The 21633-nt window shown below is 69.1% G+C and carries 12 protein-coding genes; 3 read left to right on the top strand and 9 right to left on the bottom strand.

Features of this window, described 5'->3' with window-relative positions; genetic code table 11:
• Positions 1 to 11 precede the first annotated feature (11 nt).
• Positions 12 to 1295, bottom strand: a complete 1284-nt coding sequence (gene pcaDC, locus ACZ4XD_RS22170) for a bifunctional 3-oxoadipate enol-lactonase/4-carboxymuconolactone decarboxylase PcaDC (protein ID WP_468044542.1) — start codon at positions 1293 to 1295, stop codon at positions 12 to 14.
• Between the two features lie 903 nt (positions 1296 to 2198).
• Here pcaDC and ACZ4XD_RS22165 point away from each other — a divergent pair.
• From ACZ4XD_RS22165 to ACZ4XD_RS22155, 3 genes are all read left to right on the top strand, one after another.
• Entirely contained in the window at positions 2199 to 3218 is a 1020-nt protein-coding gene (locus ACZ4XD_RS22165) for a ferritin-like domain-containing protein (RefSeq protein WP_468044540.1), read from the top strand.
• A gap of 752 nt (positions 3219 to 3970) precedes the next feature.
• Positions 3971 to 5089 carry a homoserine O-acetyltransferase MetX gene (gene metX, locus ACZ4XD_RS22160; protein ID WP_468044538.1) on the top strand — a complete coding sequence of 373 codons (1119 nt, stop codon included), beginning with the start codon at positions 3971 to 3973 and terminating at the stop codon, positions 5087 to 5089.
• A gap of 310 nt (positions 5090 to 5399) precedes the next feature.
• Positions 5400 to 6779: an ATP-grasp domain-containing protein gene (locus ACZ4XD_RS22155; RefSeq protein ID WP_468044536.1), complete on the top strand. Its 1380-nt coding sequence runs from the start codon at positions 5400 to 5402 to the stop codon at positions 6777 to 6779.
• Between the two features lie 36 nt (positions 6780 to 6815).
• Here ACZ4XD_RS22155 and ACZ4XD_RS22150 read toward each other — a convergent pair whose 3' ends face one another.
• The 8 genes from ACZ4XD_RS22150 to ACZ4XD_RS22115 all read right to left on the bottom strand — a co-directional run bounded on the left by ACZ4XD_RS22150 (position 6816) and on the right by ACZ4XD_RS22115 (position 21305).
• Positions 6816 to 7658: a hypothetical protein gene (locus ACZ4XD_RS22150; RefSeq protein ID WP_468044534.1), complete on the bottom strand. Its 843-nt coding sequence runs from the start codon at positions 7656 to 7658 to the stop codon at positions 6816 to 6818.
• 3 nt (positions 7659 to 7661) lie between these two features.
• On the bottom strand, positions 7662 to 8195 hold the full coding sequence (locus ACZ4XD_RS22145) for a hypothetical protein (protein ID WP_468044532.1): 534 nt from the start codon (positions 8193 to 8195) through the stop codon (positions 7662 to 7664).
• A gap of 46 nt (positions 8196 to 8241) precedes the next feature.
• Positions 8242 to 9570: a hypothetical protein gene (locus tag ACZ4XD_RS22140; RefSeq protein WP_468044530.1), complete on the bottom strand. Its 1329-nt coding sequence runs from the start codon at positions 9568 to 9570 to the stop codon at positions 8242 to 8244.
• Positions 9571 to 9580: 10 nt separating this feature from the next.
• Positions 9581 to 10999 (bottom strand): polymer-forming cytoskeletal protein, encoded by a 1419-nt coding sequence (locus ACZ4XD_RS22135; RefSeq protein WP_468044528.1) that lies wholly within the window; start codon positions 10997 to 10999, stop codon positions 9581 to 9583.
• A complete protein-coding gene (locus ACZ4XD_RS22130; protein ID WP_468044526.1) occupies positions 10996 to 14649 on the bottom strand; it encodes a hypothetical protein in 3654 nt (1217 codons plus the stop codon). The genes ACZ4XD_RS22135 and ACZ4XD_RS22130 overlap by 4 nt, the downstream gene beginning before the upstream one ends.
• Positions 14642 to 17077, bottom strand: a complete 2436-nt coding sequence (locus ACZ4XD_RS22125) for a hypothetical protein (RefSeq protein ID WP_468044524.1) — start codon at positions 17075 to 17077, stop codon at positions 14642 to 14644. The genes ACZ4XD_RS22130 and ACZ4XD_RS22125 overlap by 8 nt, the downstream gene beginning before the upstream one ends.
• Positions 17064 to 20378, bottom strand: a complete 3315-nt coding sequence (locus ACZ4XD_RS22120) for a DUF6603 domain-containing protein (RefSeq protein ID WP_468044522.1) — start codon at positions 20376 to 20378, stop codon at positions 17064 to 17066. The genes ACZ4XD_RS22125 and ACZ4XD_RS22120 overlap by 14 nt, the downstream gene beginning before the upstream one ends.
• 330 nt (positions 20379 to 20708) lie before the next feature.
• A complete protein-coding gene (locus tag ACZ4XD_RS22115; protein WP_468044520.1) occupies positions 20709 to 21305 on the bottom strand; it encodes an NUDIX hydrolase in 597 nt (198 codons plus the stop codon).
• Positions 21306 to 21633: the final 328 nt, after the last annotated feature.

Below are 21633 nucleotides of genomic sequence, written 5' to 3'. Positions count from 1 at the left end.
TGCCCCGCCCCTCACGCCTCCGGCGTGGTCTCCTCGCGGATCACCCGCTGGGCGACGGCGAACGCGGAGTTGGCGGCCGGGACACCGCAGTAGATGGCGGTGTGCAGCAGCACTTCCTTGATCTCCGTGGGAGTGAGGCCGTTGCGCAGGGCCGCCCGGACGTGCAGCACCAGTTCGTCGTGGTGGCCGCGGGCGACCAGCGCGGTGAGCGTGATGATGCTGCGGGTGCGGCGGTCCAGGCCCGGCCGGGTCCAGGTCTCGCCCCAGGCGTAACGGGTGATGAAGTCGTGGAAGTCGCCGGTGAAGTCGTCGGTGGCGGCCTCTACCCGGTCGACATGGGCGTCGCCGAGCACCTCGCGGCGGACCTTGATGCCCGCTTCGTAGGTGGCGCCGCGGACCTGCTCCGGCTGTGCGAGGCCGGACTCTATGGCGGCGGGCGGCGCCTGCGGGGGCGGCGGGGGCGCGATCTGCGGCTTGGGGGCGGCGGCACCGATAGCGGTCTGGCCACCGGGACCCGGCTTGTCGTGCCAGGCGGTGCTGAAGTGCCGGATGAGGAGCTCGGTGACGGCCGCCGGCTGCTCCACGGGCGCCAGGTGGGAGGTGCCGGGCACCAGCGCCAGGCTCGCGTCGGGAATCCCGGCGACCAGGCTGCGGGCGTCGGTGGTCGGCGTGACCTGGTCCTCGGAGCCGACGACGACGAGCGTGGGCACCCCGACCCGGCCGAGCGAGGACCGTACGTCGTAGGAGGCCAGCGCCTCGCAGGCGGCGATGTAGCAACCGGGGTCGGTGGTCCGCACCATCTGCACGGCCCATTCGACGATCGCGGGCTGGGCACCGGCGAAGCCCTGGGTGAACCAGTGCTCGGGCGCGGTGCGGGCGATCGGGTCGAGCCCGTTCGTACGGATGACCACACCGCGCTGGCGCCAGGCGTCGGCGGTGCCGTAGCGCGGCGAGGTGGACACCAGCGCCAGCGAGGTGACCTGGTGCGGGCGGGTGAGCGCCAGCTGGGTACCGATGGCTCCGCCGATGTTGCAGCCGGCGTAGCCGAAGCGGTCCACCCCCAGCGCGTCGAGGGTGGCCATCAGCCGGTCGGCCAGCTCGGCGACGGAGGGCGCAGCGTGCGCGGGCGAACCGCCGTGGCCGGGCAGGTCGAAGCGGATGACCCGCCAGTGGCGGGTCAGCTCCGGGATCTGCCGGTCCCACATGTGCCATGTGGTACCCAGAGCGGCACCCAGGACGAGTACGGGGGCATCGTCGGGGCCGTCGATCCGGTGCTGCAGGGTCTTCTCACTCACCCGGCCACGCTACCGACTCTTTGACGCGCTCCTTACACCCGGGTCAGGAAGAGCCGTCGGATCGTGACCGCCGACCGTACCCGAAGCGGGGTTTGCGCAGGTCAGAGCCTCTTCGTGGAGACTATGTGGACGATCGCGTGCCCCGGCTTGCCGTAGCTCACCGTGATCTGCTGGTACGGATGCGGTGCCTTGCTCGTGATCAGGGCCGGGGTCTTCTGGCCCGGAGAAGCGGCGTTGCGAGGTGGGCGCGGAGGGCTCACTCACGCCTTGCACGCTCTCAAATCTCACAACAGCCCCTATAGCGGAGGTCATGACTGTGTGGGCCTGACCAGGTGGAACACCTCGCGGGCGGCGTAGCGTTTGAGGCATCGGACGATTTCGCGTCGGGTTTTGCCCTCCTTGATGTGGCGCTGAGCCGACGGTGCTGCTGACGGCCCGAGAAGCGCTCGATGGGGCTGACCCCGCACAGCGCGGCGAAGGACGCCTCACCACCCAGACATTCCGGTTGTCCCCCACAGTGATCAGCTACGTGACGTCCTTGTCCGGGGCGAGGCCCACCTGGGCGAGCAGCTGCGGGGCGCGGCATACGACCAACGCGCCGGACTCACGCCAAACACGGGAGAGCGCGGGCTGCGGGTTCCCTGCCTGTGGTCTGGACTCTGGGAGGGCCAACCGGAGACGGCGCTGCCGTCGGCGGCTGGTCGAGTCGCCCCGGCCGCGTAGCCGGAGACGTACCGTCAGGTGGTGAATCTGCCGGGTGAATTTTCACCCGTACATCCCCTTTTAGGGAAATCCATTCCCCGGGAATGATCAATAGTGCACCCAGCGGCGTGCGCTCTCGCGTTCCTTCGTCGGCATTGTTGGGGCCTGCCCGCCGCTTCCGAAGGACGAACGGGAGCCGCCATGACCACCCTCGCCAAGCCGATGTCGATCGCCGAGCTGCTGGAGATCCCCGCGGCCGAGCACGACCTGAAGTGGATCAAGGACAGTCTGCAGACCGCCATCGCCCTGGAACTGTCGACCCTGCCGCCCTACCTGTGCGGCATGTGGTCCATCAAGACCAAGAACACCGAAGCCAGAAAGATCATCTTGAGCGTTGTCCGCGACGAGATGTACCACTTGGGGATGGCGTGCAACATACTGTCCGCAGTCGGCGGCACGCCGTACATCCTCGCCGCGGCCCCGACGTATCCAGGCAAGCTGCCCGGCAATGTGCGCCCGGAAATCGAGGTGTATCTCCAGGGACTGACGCAGGAGTACGTCCGGAAGGTCTTCATGGAGATCGAGATGCCGGAGAACCCACTCGCACCCCTGGACGAGACGTGGATCACGATCGGCAAGTTCTACGACGCGCTCCGGGACGCGTTCGAGACGGTCAACCCGCCCCTCGGGAACGGCCACCAGTTGGAGTCGCAGATCGGCAGGAACGCGCTCAAGAAGTTCACCTCGGTCGCCGAGATCCTGGAGGCGATCGAGGTGATCAAGGAGCAGGGGGAGGGCACCGGCCACCTTCCCGACGACCCGACCGCCACCGGCGAGCTCGCTCACTACTACGAGTTCGGTGAGATCTGGAAGGGGCGCAGGCTGAAGAAGGTGAGTGACGAGTGGTGGGACTGGGTCTCGGACGAGTTGGTCCCCTTCCCCGAGACGTATCCCATGGCCAGGCTCACGGCGGACCGCTGGCCCAACCCCGCACCCGACGTCCAGGACCTGATCACGGCCTTCAACGACAAGTACACCGAGATGCTCAGCCTCCTGGAGGAGGCGTGGCGCGACGGAAGCGACGAGGCACTCGGCAAGTCGATCGGCGCGATGTTCGCGCTGGAGCCGGCCGCACAAGCCCTGATGCAGAAGCCGATCCCGGGCGACAGCGAGCACCGTTACGGACCCGAGTTCCGCATCCACATCACACACCCCGGCTGACCGGCACGCAGCGATCCAGCAGCGGCACCGGGCCCGGCGTTCCCCGCCGGGCCGGTCCGCAGGTCGGGCCACGGGGCGGCGTCCCGCCCCCAGCTTCGGCCCAGACCCGCTCCAGCACCTCGGAAATCAGGTCGGCAAACGGTCCCGCTGTTTTCGGCAGGGTGAACGAGGGCCATGAGGGCACGGCGAACCGTTTCCGCCGTCGCCGGGGTCCTGGCGATGGTCCCCGGTACTGACGCGGCTGGCCGGGCCCCTCGCCCTCGCAGCGGCGGCCGGCTCTGGCGAGTTTGTACGTCCGGGCGATCTGCACTGATCCGTCGCCGTACTTGGCCCGGGCGCGTGCCCGCCCGCTCAGCACCGCCCAGGGCCGCGTTCTGGGCATCTAGCGGGTCCGACTTGCCGCGCTGACGGCGGTCGGTCCGGTCGGGCCGGTTCGCATCGAACACTTCCACGCCCTGGGCCGGCACGTAGCGGGAAAGTGCTGCTCCGAAGGAGCCGGTGCCCTCCAACCCGGCCCGCACGCACAAGTCCCGCCGAAAGCAAGACGTTCCGGCGGGGCCGCGCGTCACACACGCTCGCCCTGAAGTGCGTCAACACCGGAGAAGTGCCAGCGGCTGGCTCTGGTTGCCTCTGCGCCTCTCGTCTACGATTCTCGCTTGGCTGCTTACCGAGAGTGAAGGGCTGGTTTTCCGGTGGCTGGTGATCGTCCGTTAGCCTCGCGCACTGTCCTCACGTCCGCCCCACTCGATCCCGTGCCGGTCACCGGGGCCTGGCGCGAGGGAGACCCGCCCGGCCACCGGCAGTTCTTCCGGTACCCCGGTGACCTGGCGCTTGAAGGGGGTCAGGTCCTGCCGGGTTTCACGTTGGCGTTCGAGACCTGGGGCGAGCTGAATGCTGCTGCCTCGAACGCGATCTGGATCGGGCACCCCTTCAGCGCCGACAGTCACGTCGCCGGCGAAGCCGACGGGGCCCATCCGACTCCGGGCTGGTGGGACGGTGTGGTCGGGCCGGGCCGGGCGATCGACACCTCGCGCTACTTCGCCGTGGCGACCAACATCCTGGGCGGCTGCCAGGGTTCGACCGGTCCCTCCTCACCCGCCCCGGACGGCGCCCCCTGGGGCAGCCGGTTTCCTCGCCTGTCCTTACGGGACACCGTCGCCGCGGACGTGCTGCTGGCCGACGCGCTGGGCATCCGCCGCTGGGCCGCTGTGATCGGCTGCTCGATGGGGGGATGCCGCGCGCTGGAGTGGGCCATTACCCACCCTGGCCGCGTCGCGTCCCTCCTGGCCGTCGGCTGTACCGCGTACACGACGGCGGAGATGATCGCGCAAGGCCACAACCAGATCAAGGCCGTCACGGATGATCCCGGCTGGCACGGCGGGGACTACTACCATCTGCCACCAGGGCATGGACCTCACCGCGGACTCTCGCTGGCGCGGCAGATCGCCTACCTCTCCTACCGCGGCAGCAACGAGATGAGCCGGCGGTTCGGGCGCCGCAGCCAAGGCGAGGCGCACCCCGTCGCGGGGGGCGCGTTCGCCATGGAGTCCTTCCTGGACCATCAGGGACAGAAGCTGGCCAGGAGGTTCGACGCGGGCAGCTACGTGACACTGACCCGCGTGCGCAACAGCCACGACATCGGCCGGGGACGCGGCGGGGTCAAGGCCGCGTTGTCCCGGATCACTGCGCGCACGACAGTGGTCGGAATGGCAGGTGACCTCGTGTATCCGCCGGAAGTCACCACCGAACTGGCCGAAGGCATCGCCGATTGCGGCCCGGTCGAGGAGATCGCGAGCAGTTGCGGCCATGACGGCTTTCTGGTGGATACCGACCACGTCGGGCAGGTGATCAAGGGGTTCCTGGGAGGCTGAACCGTCCCCCTCGCGGTGCCATGACCACCAGGGACAGTGCAGTGCCCCTGTGGCGGATCGCAGGAGTCTTCGAGGAGACACCGAGCACGTTGCACGCGCGCCCCGTCCACTCCCCACCCGCGCTTCTTCTCTGCGCCCGCGGCCCGAGGACACCGGCCGGGGAGGGCGAAGGGCTAAAGCCGAAGGGCATGAGTGACGAACTTGAGGACACGGAGAGGGGGTCGTGGCCATGACGACCTGCCCGGTGGAAGATGACTCCTCGTCAACGGAACCGGTGCGACAGTGCCATGAGGTTTTGAAGCTGCCCGGGATGGCGGCGCTGACGCATGAAGAACTGGTCGCAGGACAACGCGAGGCGGGTCTGACATACGGGGACCGGCTCCTGACGCATGTGCTGCGCCCCCGCCTGGCCCTGGAAGCAGACCAGCAGACCGTCGCCGAGGCCGGCCGCCTTGTCGCCCGGGCGGCACGCCGGCTGGCCGCGAGCCTGTCGACCCCGGACGCTGACCTACCTGCTGTCGTGCGCGAGAGCATCCCCCTTGACCGGGCCCAGGCGGCCCTGGCCCGCATCCCCCACCCGGGCCAGGAACCGAGCATGCTGGGACGACTGGACGGATTCGGCAGCGGCGAGCACGTCATGTTCGTGGAGTACAACGCCGACAGCGCCGGCTCCCTGGTCGCCCAGGAACTGCTCGCCCGCATCTACGCCGACACCTGCACCATGCGTCGGCTGGGCAAGACGAGCCGCATCCAGCCTGCTCCGACACTGGAGAGGATCATCGACCTTCTGCTGGCCGCCTGGCACGATGCCGGCGAGCCGGGGGCCACACCACAGGTTGCCGTGGTGGACTGGCCCGACCGTGCGTTGCTCTGCGAGTTCGAGCCCGTCCGCGCCGCCCTGCGGACCAGAGGTATCCCGACCGTGATCTGCACCCCGGACGACCTCTCGTTCCCGCGCGGCCGACTGATGGCGCACACCGACCAAGCCGGCGAACAGCCCGTCACCCTCGTCTACCGGCGGGTCATGGTCACCGACCTCCACCACAGGTACGGATCCGATGTCGTCCACCACCCGCTGGTGCGTGCCGCCATGGCCGGGGCCTGCGCCGTGGTCAACTCCTTCGCCGCCCAACTGACCACACGCAAATCACTCTTCGCGCTCTTGAGCGACGAACAGGTCCTGGACTGGCTTCCCGCCGACGAGGCGGCCGCCGCCCGCCGTCGTGTGCCCTGGTCCCGACTGCTGCGCCCAGGCCGCACCCGCTACCAAGGCGACACGGTTGATCTTCTCGAGTTCGTCCGTGCACAACGCGATCGCCTGGTCCTCAAACCCGACGACGACTACGCCGGCCGCGGCGTGGTGTGCGGCTGGCACACCTCCCCGGACGCCTGGAGCGCAGCGGTCAAAAACGCACTGCGCACCCCCCACATCGTCCAGGAACGCGTCCCCATCCCCACAGCCACGTTTCCCTTCCTGGCCGGCAAGGAACTCGCGTGGCACCAACGCCTCGAAGGCACCGACCCCATGCTCGTCGGCGACACTGTCGCCGGCTGCCTCTCCCGGATCTCGACGGACTTCATGGTCAACGTCGGTTCCGGCGGCCACCTCCTCCCCGGGTTCACCACAGCACCGCTGCACCAGCCGACAGCACCACGGGATTCCGGCGGAGACGGGATGCCTCGGCGCTGATGGGTTCACCCGGTGTGGCCCTGCCGGGGTCCTGGGCTACGAGCTGGTGGAGAACCGGATCAGGTAGTAGTAGGCGTCGGATGCGGTGCTGCTCAACTGGTCACCTTGGCGGACCGGTAGTGCCGCCAAGGCTCTGCTGAACTTGTAATCGCGGGCGGCGGCGCTGGTGTGCCCGGAGCCGATGGTGGTGAGCTGGACGTCCGAGGGAGTGCCGGGTTCCGGGTCGGATGTGGTGACGATGAAGCCGTCGCCCGGGGCGGGGGAATAGGGGCCGATGTCGGTACCGCTGCGGATGTTCCTGTCGAAGAGTTCGACGGGGCCTCGCTGGATGCTGAGCGAGTCGTCGCTCTGGAGGGTGCCCACCACCGTGAGTTCGCCGTCCGTGGTCAGCCGCGACCCGCTGCCCTCGCCGGTGGCCGTTGTGGTGACGGTTAGGGACTTGGCCTCCACAGGGCCGGAGGCCACCACCGCGGCGGCGCAGCAGGTGCCTGTTACGGTCTCGCCCTCGATGGTGAGGGGGCCGTCGGTCGTGAGCGAGGCCGTGATGGTGAGGGCGGAGCCGCTCGCGAGTTCGCCGAGTTCGATGCCTGGCAGTACAGGCCGGTCGACGGTGACCGTGAGCGAGTCGTAGCGCATCATCCCGCTCGCGACGCTCTTCAGTGTGAACACGCAGTCGCGGGTGAGCGGTCCGGTGACGTGGGGAAAGGTGACGGGTTGGCCCGAGGGTTCGTCCTCGCTGTACAAGGTGTGTTCCCCGGCCGGTCCGCTCCACTGGAGGACGACCGAGTCGCCCGGATGAATCAGGGTCGCCGGGGTGGGGTGGGGCGGCTCTCCGGGGAGATTGAGATGGGCGGAGAAGTTGGCAGCCGTTGACGCCATGGGTCAGACCTCCTCGGCCGGGCCCGCGGGGGCGAGTCCGAGCCCTCGCTTGATGATTTCGAAGGAGTGGGTGCGTGGGGACAGTGGCCCGTCGGGCGTGGTGGCGGCGGATTCGACGATCTCGACGTCTGTGGTGCCCGGCTCGCGGCTGATCCGGAGCCCCTTCAGGTCGATGGCCAGGCTCGGCGTCACCGTCTGCCGCGGCGCGTGTTCGGCGGGGGTGAATCTGGCGGTGCCATCCTGCGGTACGGCGATCAGCACGTCTTCCTGGATCGCTGTCACCGTCCATGTGGCGGGTGTGGCGAGAGGGGTGATCCCGCTACCGGATGCCACGAGTTGCCGGGCCCCGGCACCGACGGGCAGTCGGATGGTGAGGAGTGGGCAGTACACGGGCTCGGTACGGTGGTTGGTCACCGTGATTCGCAGGTCGCACAGGGAGAGCTCACCGTCCGGAGGGCTCGCGTACACATGTTCCGGGACCGTGACGCAGGTATAGGTGAGCAGCGTCTGTTCGGCTGCCGGGCCGGGGGGGTTCATGGCTGCCCTTCGCGGTGGAGGCGGGGAGAAGTCCGTGCAACGGCGGTTACACGCCGAATGTGAACAAGTAGAAGCCGACTTGGCCGGGTTCGGGAGTCCCGTCAACGGCCCATGTGACGCTCTGGCCAGCGTGAACGGGAACGGTGAGACTGGCGAATCCCCCCACGGTGGTGGTCTGGAATGTTTCTCCGTAGAAGGTGACCTGCAAGGTGAGTTCAGCGCTCCCTCCGTGGGCGCCGGCCACCAGGATCCCGTCCGTGGTCATGGTCCGGGTGCCTCCGTCGGCGGACAGATCCTCCCTGCCCACTTGGAGGATGCGTACGGTCCCGGTCGCGGTGAGCCCCTGCCTGGCGGTGACCCTGGCCGCGGTGAGGTGCGTCGCGGAGTGGATCTGTGTGGCGTTCACCGTTCCCGGGAAGCGCAGATGGCCGGCTTCGACTGACGGTGTGGAGAGTGTGGCCCGGGTCTTCAGGTCTCCGGTGACCGAGGCACTTGGGGCGGTGAGCGACTGTCTGATCGTGAGCTGTCCGTCGACGTGCACCGGCAGGGAAGGGGCAGGCGTACCGACCTCACCGGGCACCGTGATCTTCGCGTAGGAGGGCACGTCGACTGCCACGGTCACCGAGTCGTACCTGTTCACGGTCTCGCCGTCGGCCTGGGAGACGGTCTGCAGGGTGAAGGTCGTGTCCCTGAGCAGTGGGCCGCACACCAGGCTGCCCGCACCGTCCGCGATCTCGGTTCCCGTGTCACTGTCCTGCCAGTGCAGAATGCGGGCCAGTCCGGGAGCGGGTTTCCAGGCGATGGTGACCTTGCTGCCGCGAGCGACCCGGACCAACGGCAGGTCCGCTTCGGTGTGTTGCTCAGGGAAGACCGTGAGGTTGGTACCCGTGACGGCGCCGCTGCGGACCCCGACCGGGAACTTGGGCAGTCGGAGGATGGCGGGCCGCTCTTCCGGTGGCTCGTCTCCGGTGGCGGTCGTCTCGGTGACCTCGGGGTAGGACACGCCCACGGTGCTGTTGACGGCCATGGGGAAGAAGTCGAACCGGAGCGACTTGTCCGTGATGACCGTGGAGCCTCCGGGCGGGGTGAAGGTGAAGCGTACGAACCTGTTGGTGCGGATCGGGTCCGCCGCCTCCCAGCCATCCGGCACCGAGGTGGCATGGACGGCCTGGGAGCTTGCGGCCAGGTCCCGGGCTCGCTGGCCGACGGGAAAGGTGACGGTGATGCCGGTACACCGCACGGGGTTCCAGCCTCCGTTGGTGACCAGCAGCGTGACCTCTGCTTCGGTCGGACCTGAAGGGTCGGATTCCAGCGGATCGGGGTCGGTGTAGAAGCTATGGGTGAGCAGGGGTGTGACGGCGGCCTCGGTGGTCATGTCTGCCTTCTCAAGGGCGGTGGGCATCGGGGTGGACGCGGTTCGTCGACTGTCCGAACGGGACCCACCACAGCACAGCGGCGGACAGATGATTGCCGCTGACGGTGAGTGTCTCGCCACACAACACGGGCATGAAGAACGCTTCGCTGAAGTGGCGACCGTCTGCGTAAGCGTGCACCGGCCGCTGGTCGCCGTTCACCTTCAGGGTGAGCGTCGGATTGAGATTCGCGCCGGGGTAGCGCACATAACCCACGCACAGGCCGTCGGATTCGACGGTCATGGAGTCACCTGCTCCTAGCCACATTCGCTCTGCGCCAAGCATCTGGACGGTCGTCTTCGCGGTGAGGTTCCCGGTGGTGATGTGCTGCGCTTCGACGTCGCCGAGTACCTCGATGGAGCCGTCCACCTGGAGCGGGCCGTCGATGGTCGCGCCTGCTTCCGCGGTCAGGGTGTCGCTCACGGAGAGGGCGGTGGACGCGTGGAACGTGCCGGATGCTTCAAGTCCCTGTTGAGCGACGAGCGTTCCGGCCACGGTCACCGGTACGGCAAGGGTGAGCCTGCCGTCGTACCCGCTCAGGGGACCGGTGAGGTCGAGCCCCGCCAGAGTGGGCGCATCGACCTGCACCGTGACCGTGTCGTAGGTCGTCTCACCAGTTTCCGGGTCGTGGGTGCGCAAGGTGAAGGTGGTCGCGCGTTGAAGCGGTTCGGTGTCGCAGCGGCTGAGCTGGGAGACGTCGACGCCGGGCGCCGAGTAGTCCGCGGACAGGTACTGCCCGAACAGGTGGCGTTCGACGCCCTGCCGGTATTGCCAGCGCAGGGTGACGGCGGACCCGGCTTTGACGAGGGTGGCGGGGGCGGTGTCGGCGCCGCTGCCCGAGTAGCGGTGCGCGGAGAACCGGTTGGGGGATCCGGATTCGATATCCGGGCGGTAGGGCACCTTCGCGAAGACCAGGGTCGCCGGTTGCCTGGTGGAGTGCTGTCCCAGCGGCACGTGATCCTCGAAGACCTTGAGGTACGTGTTGCCGTGTTCGCGGTTGATGCCGAGGCCGCGCAGCCCGACCGTCAGGCCGTCCTCGTCGAAGATGAATCCATCGCCCTGGGGGGTCAACAGGCAGCGGACTGCGGTGTCGGTGGTCTCCAGCGACCAGCTCCAGAAGTCGTCCGACAGGGTGATGGTGATGCCGTCGGCGGACTCCACCAGGTCCTGGGCGGTGGTCCCCATCGGCAGTTCGATCTCCAGGCCCCGGCACAGCACCTCCTCGTCGGGGGCCGCCGAAATGACGAGGTCCAGGTCGGCACGGTTCAGTGGCTCGGTGGCGTGGCTGGCTTGGAGGGGGAAGGGGGCGGAGGTCAGGGCGTGGTCGAGAGCTCCCCGGCCCAGGGCGTAGGCCGGTGGTGGAAGTTCTTCGACGGTGAGGCCGGTCGTCATGCGTGGTCCTCCTCGGGCTCGGCCGGGTGCAGTTGGAGCCAGCCGGTCCGCAACTGCGGGCTTGGCAGCGGAAAGTGCGGTTCCGGAGTGCTCGGGCGGGTCGGCAGTTCCTGCCATGTGCCGGCCGGGGACCTCTGATGCCAGCTCCAGGTGCCGTGGCGGTCGGAGGGGCGTGGCAGGGCCGGGCTCTCGTTGCCCGGTGCGGGAAGCAGGGGCATCGGCCCGAAGCGGAAGGCTGCGGCCAATGCCTCCAACGGCTCCTCGAAAGCCCGTCCAGGCAGACGGAGATGGGCGGTCGGCAGGATTCCGGTGGTGGCGTGGACGGCTCCGTACGGGTCGACGAGGAGCGTCAGCCGTGCCGAGGTGGCGGTGTCGTGGTCGCGCGGTGCACGCGCGGGCAGGGCCAGTCCGTACCCGGCGGCGATCGGGCGCAGATAGTCGTCCGGATCGTCCAGGTCGCCGAGGTCCTCGTCTTTCAGGACGGTGTGCAGGGTGCCGTAGTCCCGTTCCAGGAAGTGGCCGAGCAGTCCGTCGTCCAGGTCGTCGCGCTCGCCGAGCCGCACCGGCCAGCGGTAGCCGAGCAGCGCCGGGGGCGCGGGGTCCAGCAGGTTGCGCCAGGACGGGTCGTACCGTGCGGGGCCGTCCAGGTCGATCCTGGCGCAGGCCCGTACCAGGGCCAGCGGGCGGCCGAGCAGGCGTCCGAGAGTGGTCCCGGGGGTCTGGTCGCCGTTCGGAGCGATCGTCGTCAGGGTGCGGTCGAGGGCGCGCAGCAGGGTGGCCAGGGTGCGGGGATCGCGTTCCAGCAGGGTGGCGACCAGGTCGTGCAGGTGCGGGTGGTCCTCGGCCAGGTCCTCGTGCTGTTCGTAGGGAGAGCCGGGAAGCGGCAGCCAGGCCAGCCGGGTGACTCCGTCGATGGTCACCGCGGTGTCGACGGCGCCGAGGGCCGCTCCGTCCGGGCCGTAGCACAACAGGGTGCGGTCCAGGTGGTTGGGGATCAGCCAGCCGCACAGGGCGGCGCCTGCGTGATCCCCCTCGGCGGGGGCGTCGTCGTCGGTTGCCGAGACGGGATAGAGCCGCGTGCGTGCGGGCTGCGGCAGCCGCGGCTTGACCTCCACGAAGCGGCCGGGGTCCTGGGGGACCACGGTGATCGGATTTTTGTTCTCGTCGAGCCCCGGGCACAACTCGTCGGCGATCCAGGGGCGGAAGGCGTGGGCGGGTGTGCCGTTGCCGATGGAGTCCCGCAGCTGGATCTCGTCGGGCACGACCACCGGCAGGGCACGGCCGAACCGGTCGACGATGCTCAGCCGGTGGAAGGCGAACTGTCCGGAGCGAATCTCCTGGAACCGGGACGTCGGCCACAAGACGAAGGGGTGGGGCAACGATCCCAGGTCGGGGGGCCGGATGAGGGCGGCCTGCTCCGCCACCGCGGCGCTGCGTACCCGCGAAGAGCCGTCCGTCTCCTGCGCGTTGTTGACCGAACGTGCGGAGAGCTGGTCCTGGAAGCCATCGAGTGTCTGGGCGATCAGGTCGCCTTCACCGGCCAGCGCGGCCAGTGCCAGCAGCTGCTCCCGGTACGGTCCCGAGCGGTCCGCCGCGTACTGGCGCAGCCTGCCCTCCTGCTGCTGGGAGGGTGTCGGAGTGAGGAACTGGCGGCCGCGCAGCGTGATCGCTGCGCCGACGCCGCGCCGGCGGGGCCAGCAATAGCGGTAGCCGTCGAAGACCCAGTTGGCGTTCTCCGGTTCCTGTGCCGAGTCGGGCTCCATAAAGGCGATCGGGTAGTAGTCCACCTCCCATTGGAAGAACAGTGGCGACCACGGCTGTGACCAGGGAGCGGTGCCGTGTGCGGGCGCCACCCCGCGTGCCTGGCGCTGCGGCGCTGCCATGGCCGCGCGCAGGTCCGCCACCCGTTCTTCCGGCACTCCTGTGGCGGCGGCAAGCTCGGCCGCCCCGGCCGGGTCCAGATGGAAGAACTCCGCGAGGAGCGGGCGGAGTTCCTCCGGACTGTGCGGCAGGTTCGGCGGGACGGGGACGGCGGAGGCAGGCGCGGCGGCAAGGTCTGTACGCTCGGCGTCCAGGTACACCCCGGTGACCAGCTCGGCGGGGCGGCGGCAGCGCAGGGCTTCGTCGGCCTTGGACCGGATCTGCTGGTCCGCCTTCGTCCCGCGCAGGATCACCACTGGCTCGTTGGGCCGGTGGTAATCGGGCAGCGGGGCCCGCTTGAGCACGAATCCCGGTGCGGCGTCGCCGAGATATTCCTGGATGTCCGCGGCCAGCTTGTCGGGTGTCATCCCCCAGGGGATGCGGTCACGGGCCTGTTCCAGGGCTTCCTCGCAGGCGGTGGCTTCCTGCTCGGCGGCGGCGAGCTGCTGGTTCAGCTGTGCCCGGTAGGCGTCGGGATCCTGCTGGTTCCCTCCGGGCAGCAGCATCGGTGTTTCCGGCATGCCCTGCGCCCACCACAGGTCGTAGAGCCTGCGCCGGGCCGTTGCGAGATCCTGGACCGCGGCGTCGTGCGCGGCCTGGGCGCTGTTGAGACGGTCCAGCAGGCCCGTATGGGAGCGGCGGGCTGCCCGTCGTGCGCGGCGGGAGGCCTGGGGGGCGTCCGGGTCCTCCTCCAGGTGCCAGGTGTAGCCGGCGGGGGCGGGGGTGAACCAGGCGGCGAAGGCCCGTCTGGCCTGCGCGCAGGGGCTTTCCGCTTCGTCCAGCATGCCGTGCTGGAGCGCCCCGAGGAGCGCCGCCGCGCTCCGGGGACCTCGCGCGTCGTCGCCCGGCTCGGTTTCCTGTCGAAGGGCGCCGGTGGCGTGTGCCGTGGTGTTGCCGACCGCGGCGTTCACGATGTCGGGGCGTGCCGAGGACGGCCTCGGCCCGGTGCGGTGCCAGGTCAGGCCCAGCACCGTGCCGTGGCACAACAGGCGGGTCGCGGGGGCGTCCTGGCCTTCGGCGGCCGTCCAGTCGTACGTGGTCAGCAGGGTCTTCAGCTGTTCGGTGGTCAGTCCCGTTACCGGGTCGGCGCCGGTGTCGCTGTACCAGCCGGCGACGAAGTAGGAGACGGCGTGCTCCCGGTCGTGGTCGAGGCCGTCCATGGTGTCGTGGAGGGAGAACACGTCGGTGTTGTAGGGCTGGTAAGCCGCGAAGGTGGCCAGGCCGGGACCGATGGCGGTCAGAAACAGTCCGCCGTCCGGTGCTCCGGGTTCGCTCCACGGTTCGTCCGCCAGGGCGATCCGCCGGCCGATGCGGGTGATCTGCCCGTCGCGGGTGACGTAGGGGCTGGTGCCGGTGGCGGGGTCGAGGTGATCGCTTTCCACGATCCAGGCGGTCCGCTCACGGGTGCCGCCCGCGGAGGGGCCGTGGGTGCGCACCACCAGCCAGCGGTTGGGCACCAGCGGGAAGGTGATGTCGGCCTCGAGGTTCTCCTGACAGCCATGGGTGAGTGCTTGCGGAAGCTGCCACTGGAGGTAGACGCCGCCGCGTTCGGGCCGTACGGCGAACTCGGTGTCGATGCCCGCGAACGGCGGCGGCTCCGGTGAGAGCCGGTGGCGCAGCAGCGCGTAATTGGGCTGCCAGCGCTGGAAGTTCTCACCGATCCGTACCTGGTCGTTGACCACGAGTGCGTCCACGTGGACGGGGACCAGCAGGGCTGTGGGCTCATTCATGGCCGGCTCCCGGTGGAGGCGTCGGGGCGAGGGGAGGGGTGAGGATCATTTGCCGGTAGGGAGCGTTGATGAGCTGGAGGCCGAAGGGGGCAGGTGCCAGTGGCCCGTCGGACAGCTCACCTGCCTCGCGGAGCCGGGTGGCGAGCGCGCCGATCAGCGCGTCGGGGTCCGCCGGGCGCAGATCGAGCACACGCCGCCACTCGCGCTTTCCCTTCGGGTTGGGTCGCAGGTACGCCAGGAGTCCGTCCTCGCCCGGTTCCTGCGGGAAGTACGCGCCGTCGAGCGTCTCGCCCGGCGGAGCGTCGCCGCCGCCCAGGCTGCGCAGGTTGAGGACCGGCGTTCCGTCGACCGGGTGCGGGTCGGCGCCGAACGAGAGCCCTTCAGGCGGCTCGGACAGCTCCACCGCGTCCGGCACCCGGTCGAAGAGCACGAGGAGGATGTCGCCCGCCAGCAGTTCCCGACGCAGCAACCCGACGGCCTCCTCCCCCTGCCACGCCTGGATGCTGAGCTCCGGGCATTCACGGGTGAGCGCGGACCGGATCAGCATGCCCGCACACGGACCCGGGTCGTCGGCCGCGGTGACCTGACTCCGCCAGGGGCCGGCGAACGCCGCGAGGGCCCGGTCCGCCTCGCCGGACGCGCCGACGCTCTCGGCCCCGGCCAGCAAGGCGGTCAGCCAGCCGGGATCGACGTGGAAGAACCGCAGCGACTCGGGGGGCAGCATCGTCTCGGACGGTACGAGGTAGGCGAACGGCACGCCGTGCAGCAGGCGCAGTCTCGCGAACCAGTCGGCGAGCGGTGTCTCCTCGTCCTCGGCGAGTTCCTCGCGCAGGGCGGCACGCAGCGCAGTGAGCCGTTGGGCGTGTGGGCCGGACGCGGTGACGGGACCGGCCAGTGCTTCGGCGAGCACCCGGTGCAGGGGCGCCTGGCGTGGCGGGGCACCGGTCTGTGTCAGGTCGGCGGCAGCGCTTCCGGCCGACCGCGGCCGTTCCGGTCCTGTCCTGACCTCGCTCAGTTCGCGGATGAGCCGCTCAAGGGTCCCGTCCTCGACGCGCTCCCGCAGGGCCCGCGCACGCGGTCGCGGCCCCAGGGAGGCCGCGGCGTCGGACTCCGGTGGTGCCGCGGCCAGGCGTTGGGCCAGTTGTGCCGCCCGGAATCGCGCCCGGTCGCGCCAGTTGCCCAGCCTGGCGGCGAAGTCGTCGTCGGCGAGTGCCAGGGCGCGGCCCACCGTCCAGGCCACGGCCCAGCCGGTGTCGAACACCGCCCAGTCCGGGTCGTACGCCAGCAGCCCACCGGCCGTCATCCAGCCGCCCTCGGGCATCGAGGGCAGCTCGTGGGAAGGGGCGGCAGTGAAGGGGCCCCTGTACCAGGCGTACGTCTCCTCTCCCGAGTCGACCTGGTACGGCAACGGCAACCATCCCTGCGCGAGACGGTCGGTGGCCCGCTGCCGTGCCTCGTCGTCCGGCCCGGTACCAACTCCCCCGGAAGGACCCGGCACGGGGATCCGCAGCAGCAGGTCGCGTGCGGCCCCTTCCGCCGCGTCGTCGAACAGCAGGTCGTGCACCCGCTGGACGAACCCTGCCCCGCCCTCACCCTCCGGCAGCGCGTCGAAGCACCAGTGATGCAGTGACACCAGCCGTACGTCCCGCTCGTGCGGGCCGGCGGACGCGGCGTATGCGAGTGCCTCGCGGCAACCCTCCAGCGACACCAGATGCGCGACGTGCCGACCGCCCTCTGGATCCGGCAGCCGCCCGGAGATCACCACCGAGAAGTCGCCCTCAGTCAGTTCCTCACCGAGGGAGTCGACGGCGGGGTCGCGTACGGAGCGTACGTGCGCGAGGTGGCGCAGCTCGTCCTCACGAGGGCAGACGGCGGCGAAGACGGCACCGGGTACGCGGAGCACCCGGCACTCCGTCGCCGTGCCCTCGGCGACTTGGGACTGCGGGATCTTCGGCCTGATCTCCCCAAGGTCCGGTTCAGCAGGCCACAGCAGATCACTGATGGCCATGGTGTCGGTGATTCCTGCCGCGTTCGGGTCGCCCGGGAGTTCACCGGCGGCGAAGACGAGCAACGCGAGCCACGGGGGGCGGGCCTCGATGGGCCCGGTGTCCAGCTCGCCGGGGTCGATGGTGCGCTGCCACGGCAGGATGCGTGCCGCCAGCGTGGCGTGTGCCAGGACGCGGCCGTGGCATCCTTGCGTCTCCGGTGCTGGACTGACCGCGTGCACGATGCCGGGAGCCAGCTGGAACTGCGGCGCCCTCACCTCGAAGATACGTGCTGATCCTGGTAGTTGGCCTCCGTCCTGGATGCCGGAGATGGTCTGCGCGGCCTCGATCCGGAACTGGCCGGCCGGCACACGCGGCACGTAGTCGTCCGTCAGGTGCACCTTGAAGCGGGGCGTTGGCGGCTGCGTCTCACCGCGTGACATCGGCGTTGCTCCCCTGCGGGTCATGCGCTCCGGAAACCAGGAGCAGCGGATCGGCTCTGAGCCCGTCTTCGCGGACATGACTGGCGAAGGCGGCCAGCGACCCGTCGGGCAGGCACCCGTGCCGCTCCGGGTCCAGCAGTTCCGCCAGCGCTTGGTGCAGTCGCCCGCGCTCGCCGCCCTTTTCCGCGATGGTGTCCGCCACCTGCCTGACGCCGGTGCCGGGCGCGGGCTCTGTCCGGTCGCCGGCGGGCGGGGCAGCGGGATCGAGTGGACCCTCGGCGTCCGGCATGGGCTCGTACTTGAGCGAGCTGTCGGCAATCGGCTGCAACGGGTCGCCGGTGGACTTCGGCGGGGGCACGGTGATCTTCAGTCCGGTACGCCCCCCGACCAGCCGCTTCTCGGCGTCGAGCAGTTCCTCGTTCGATTCTGCGGGTGCGCCCCACAGCGCGGAGGAGGCATTGCCGAAGAGCACGGTCTCCTTCCAGGAGCCGTCGTCGTCCAAGGGTGCCCATCGGGCGGCGGCTCCCTGCGCGGCAGTGTTGCGGGCCACCCGCACGGTCAACGGGCTGTCCAGCCCGGTGAGTTGCATCGGCCGGATGTTGAGCTTCGCTCCGGTGCCCAGGTCGCGGCCCTGGAAGGTGACCTGAGAGGCAGGCACCGTGGTTTCCGCGATGAAGGAGAACCCGTCGGCGTCGACCAGCCACGGCCGGTCCGGATCCTCACCGGAGAGCCCTTGCTGTGACGGGTCGTCCGGGAGCAGCCCGTGCGCGGCCGAGATCCGCAGAATCTGCCCGGGCGGCGGCAGCAGTTCGGTGAATTCGTTCCACTTCAGTATTTCCGGGGTGGTGGTGCGGTCTTGCCCGAAGCCGATCGTGACGGTGACGAACACCAGCTTCGCGGTGACCGTTCCCCCGGTGGGCGGTCCCCACAGATCCAGCTCCGCCCCCAGCTCTCCCTTGAGGGTGACGAACGCCAGGTTGAGCGACGCCCCGACGGTCACCCCGATGCCCACCCGGAAGTGCAGCGGCTTCCAGCTGATCAGGACCTGGGCGTAGGCGGTCAGCCATGCGCTGACCGGCCCCGCGGAGTAGCGCACGTCCAGGGTGCCGCCCGCCATCACCGCCGACGGGGTGAGTGCGAAGAACGCGGTGCCGGTGATGCTGACCCCGCCCGGCGTCCAGGAAAAGCCGAGGCGGGGCACCTGGGGATAGTGCCGGGGCGCCGTATACAAGGGGTGGTAGCCGCCCACCGTCAACGCGAAGTCCCCCGCATGCGTACTGGGCGAGAACCACATGGTGTACGCGAATCCGCCGGTGAGGACGCAGTTGGCGTCGATCACGTACGAGTCGTACAGCTGCGCCGACGCGCTGAAGTCGCCGTATGCCGACCGGTACACCAGCCTCAGCTGCAGCTGCACCTGCGCCAGCGCCCGTCCCGTGGGCGGGAAGGCTGCGCGCGCCGTGCCCAGCAGCCCGAGCGTGAGCCCGTCCCCGACCTCCAGGAACAGGAGCAGTCGCCCGTGTAGCAATTCGAAGGAGGAGAAGTCCAGGCCGGCCGCGAGCCAGATGCTGCCCTCCCGCGGAACCACCCACTGACCGGTCGTCAGCTCGCCCAGCACCACCATCGGGTCGTCGGACAGCCCCCCGCCCAGCCCGGACACCAGCGGGAAGTCCGCCACCCTGTCGGCGGCCGGGAGCTTGATGGAGCTGTTGAAACCGAACCCGGCGGCCACGCCCCGCAACCGGAACGGCGCCGGCCCGCCGAGCGCCATCGTCCCGCGGCCGAACACGAACAGCGAGGGCAGGCCGTCCGAGCGCCGCTGATACGCCCCTACGGCAGTCACCCCCACCGTCGGCATCTGTACGACGAGTGCGCCGCCGACCATCATCTCGAACCCGGCAGGCGGGGGCAGCCGGTTGACCAGCGCTCCCCCGATGCGCAGCGGCGGCCGTTCGAACTCGACGCCGAGGCCGTCCAGGCGGGCCCGCACGGGGAATCCCTCGCCACTGAGGTCCACCCCCAAGCCGAGGCTGTCAACGGACATGGTGAATCCGGATGCGGTCAGTGCCCCGTCGACCATGAGCCAGACGACACCTTGCTCATACGTGACCCCGATCCGGCGCACGTGCAGCGGCCCGATGGAGCACCCGATGTCCACCCAGGCCCCGGGGCGAGTGGTGGCCGGTGCCCGACCGGGTTCGGGCACGGCGTCCGTGCGCACCGCGCGCTGCCTGCCGGGCAGGGCGGGCGGACGGGAGCCGGCCGACTTACCCAGGGACACGGTGAGAGTGTTGGGCGGCATGCCGGGGACGGCGCACTCGACGCACAGCAGCCCACCACTCGGGAGGCCGCCGTTCGGAGCCACGGCCGGGAAGACCGGCAGACCAGCGTCGCTGACCAAGGTGTTGAGCGTGTCCAGCAGGGGCTTGGTGACCGCGGCCGATGCGTACACTGCGCGCAGGCTGGTGAGCCGCAGGTCGGCTTCCTTCGGCAGCGCCCCGCCGAGCAACGGCACATCACCCAGGCCCACGTCCACCACGGCTTTGACCTGCACGCACCAGATCAGACCCGTGGTGCCGCGCACCGGGGCGAACACCACGGTCAACGCCCCCACCGTCACGGCGAGCAAGGGCCCGGTCCGGGAGTCGTACGCGAGCGTCACTTCCCGCAACTCCGGCTGCAGCGCCGGCGGAAGGTCCGCCAGCAGCTCCCCGGCATCCGGCCATCCGAGAGCGGCACCGAGGTCGGCGAGCGACAGCCCCCTACCCTCGGCCCTCCATGTACCGCGCAGGGACCAGGCCTTCTGGCCGCCGGTGGCGCGCGAGAAGGCACCCTCGAACCACATGCGCGGCTGCTCCGGGTCCAGGACCAAGCCCGCCTCCACGGACAGCGTGAACTCACTGCGGCTGCCCGAGGTGTACTGGTGGAAGTAGAGGAACAGGTCGGCGGTGAAGCTGTCGAAGCGCGCCTCGGTGGCTACGGCGAATGTCCACTCCGACTCTCTTGAACCGGTGAGGATATCGAGGGTTAGTTGCCGCAGCGTGAGTTCGCGCAGGCCTTCCGGGATCTCGGCGCCCGCACCCCACCTGTCGGCGATCCAGTCGACCAGTGCACCAATCGTGATGTCGGTTGCTCTGCCGCTGAAACACTGGTTGCCGTTCTCGTCGAACCAAAGGTTGAGTTCGATCTCCTTATCGCCGATGACGACCGGGCCGACGCCAACCGCGTGGGCGGTCCCGTCCCAGGACGGCTCCACTTCAGCTCGACCGACCGTAGCCTTGAGATTCTCGTTTTCCGTCACGGCAAACCTTCCGCCAGGAACCGCCGTAGCGTGACCTCGAGTTCGCGTGCCCGGCAAGCATGCCGTCGACCTAGGGGCCACCTTCCAGACATCAGCAAACTGCGCAACTAACACTTCAGTTGCCGTTTGCCATTCCTGCCGACAATGGCTCGTTCATGGGTTTGGCAAGTTGCCATTCCACCATGCAGCAGGAGTTCGCGGCCGCAGTGCGGCGCTTGCAGTACCAACGTTAGCGATGGCCTGGCGTCGACGGCACCAGGCAAAGGACACGGCACTCTGCCCACATGACAGCATACTGCTCGCCACACCCCGACCAACAGGAATAACAAATTACAGATTCGGGCGCTTGTCGAGATTTCGAACCGCCTTCACATACCAGTCCCTAAGGTCCCGTGACTTCTTACGTGCGTCCCCCTTCTGCCAAGGAGAGAGTTTTGCGTACTGTGTACCGCGCCAGCCTTTCGTGATGTCCTCTACGACAGAGAAGAGCCTGATCACTGCGACATTGTCGTAGATCTCTGCACGATGAAGCTCCTCATCCTGCGGCAGGCGGCGTTCGATGTTCGCGTTACACGCATTCTGAACCAACTGCGCGTCTTCTACCTGCTGGTAGACACAATGGGCATTTTTGCCCGCGTCAATTGGATACTCCCACGCGTCTCCGAAGCACTTCATCCCTTCGCGCACGGCGGGGTCCCGAAGGTTGATGCCGGTCTCCTCATAGAACTCAACCTGCCCGCCCTCGATCACGCTTCCTGCCGTAACCGTCCCCCCGGGGATGACGAGCTGTCCTGCGCTATTCAGGACCGCCGGAGGACGCACTTCACCTCGAAAGCGAGTTCCGTACACATTCTTATAGGCGACCAGCACCCGGAGCGCCTGGGGGTTGCTGCTGGGAATATCATAGATCAGATGATAGGCCTTCACGTCTTCACCTCCCGCTTGGAAAATACGCAGAGCCAGTATGCACGGACATGCCATTAGTCACCGCGCACACATGCCGGATCTAGCCATGCAATTGCGCGTTGGTGAGCTCCGGACCTCGCCAGGGATACGGTGGGGCACTGGCACCTTTCGGTACGACCATCAGGAGCAAGGAAGTTCACTTTTCCATCTTTTCTCGACACGGCAATTCTTCCAGCGACAACCGTCGAAGGTTGCACGTGACCAGCCATACCTGGCAAGTCCACCGCCGACCTGGGCGTCACTTTTAGACATCGACGAACATGAAACAACCGCACCAGATATAACAGAA

The organism is Streptomyces sp. NPDC029466 (assembly GCF_055574515.1).
This window is presented reverse-complemented; position numbering and strand designations above follow the sequence as displayed.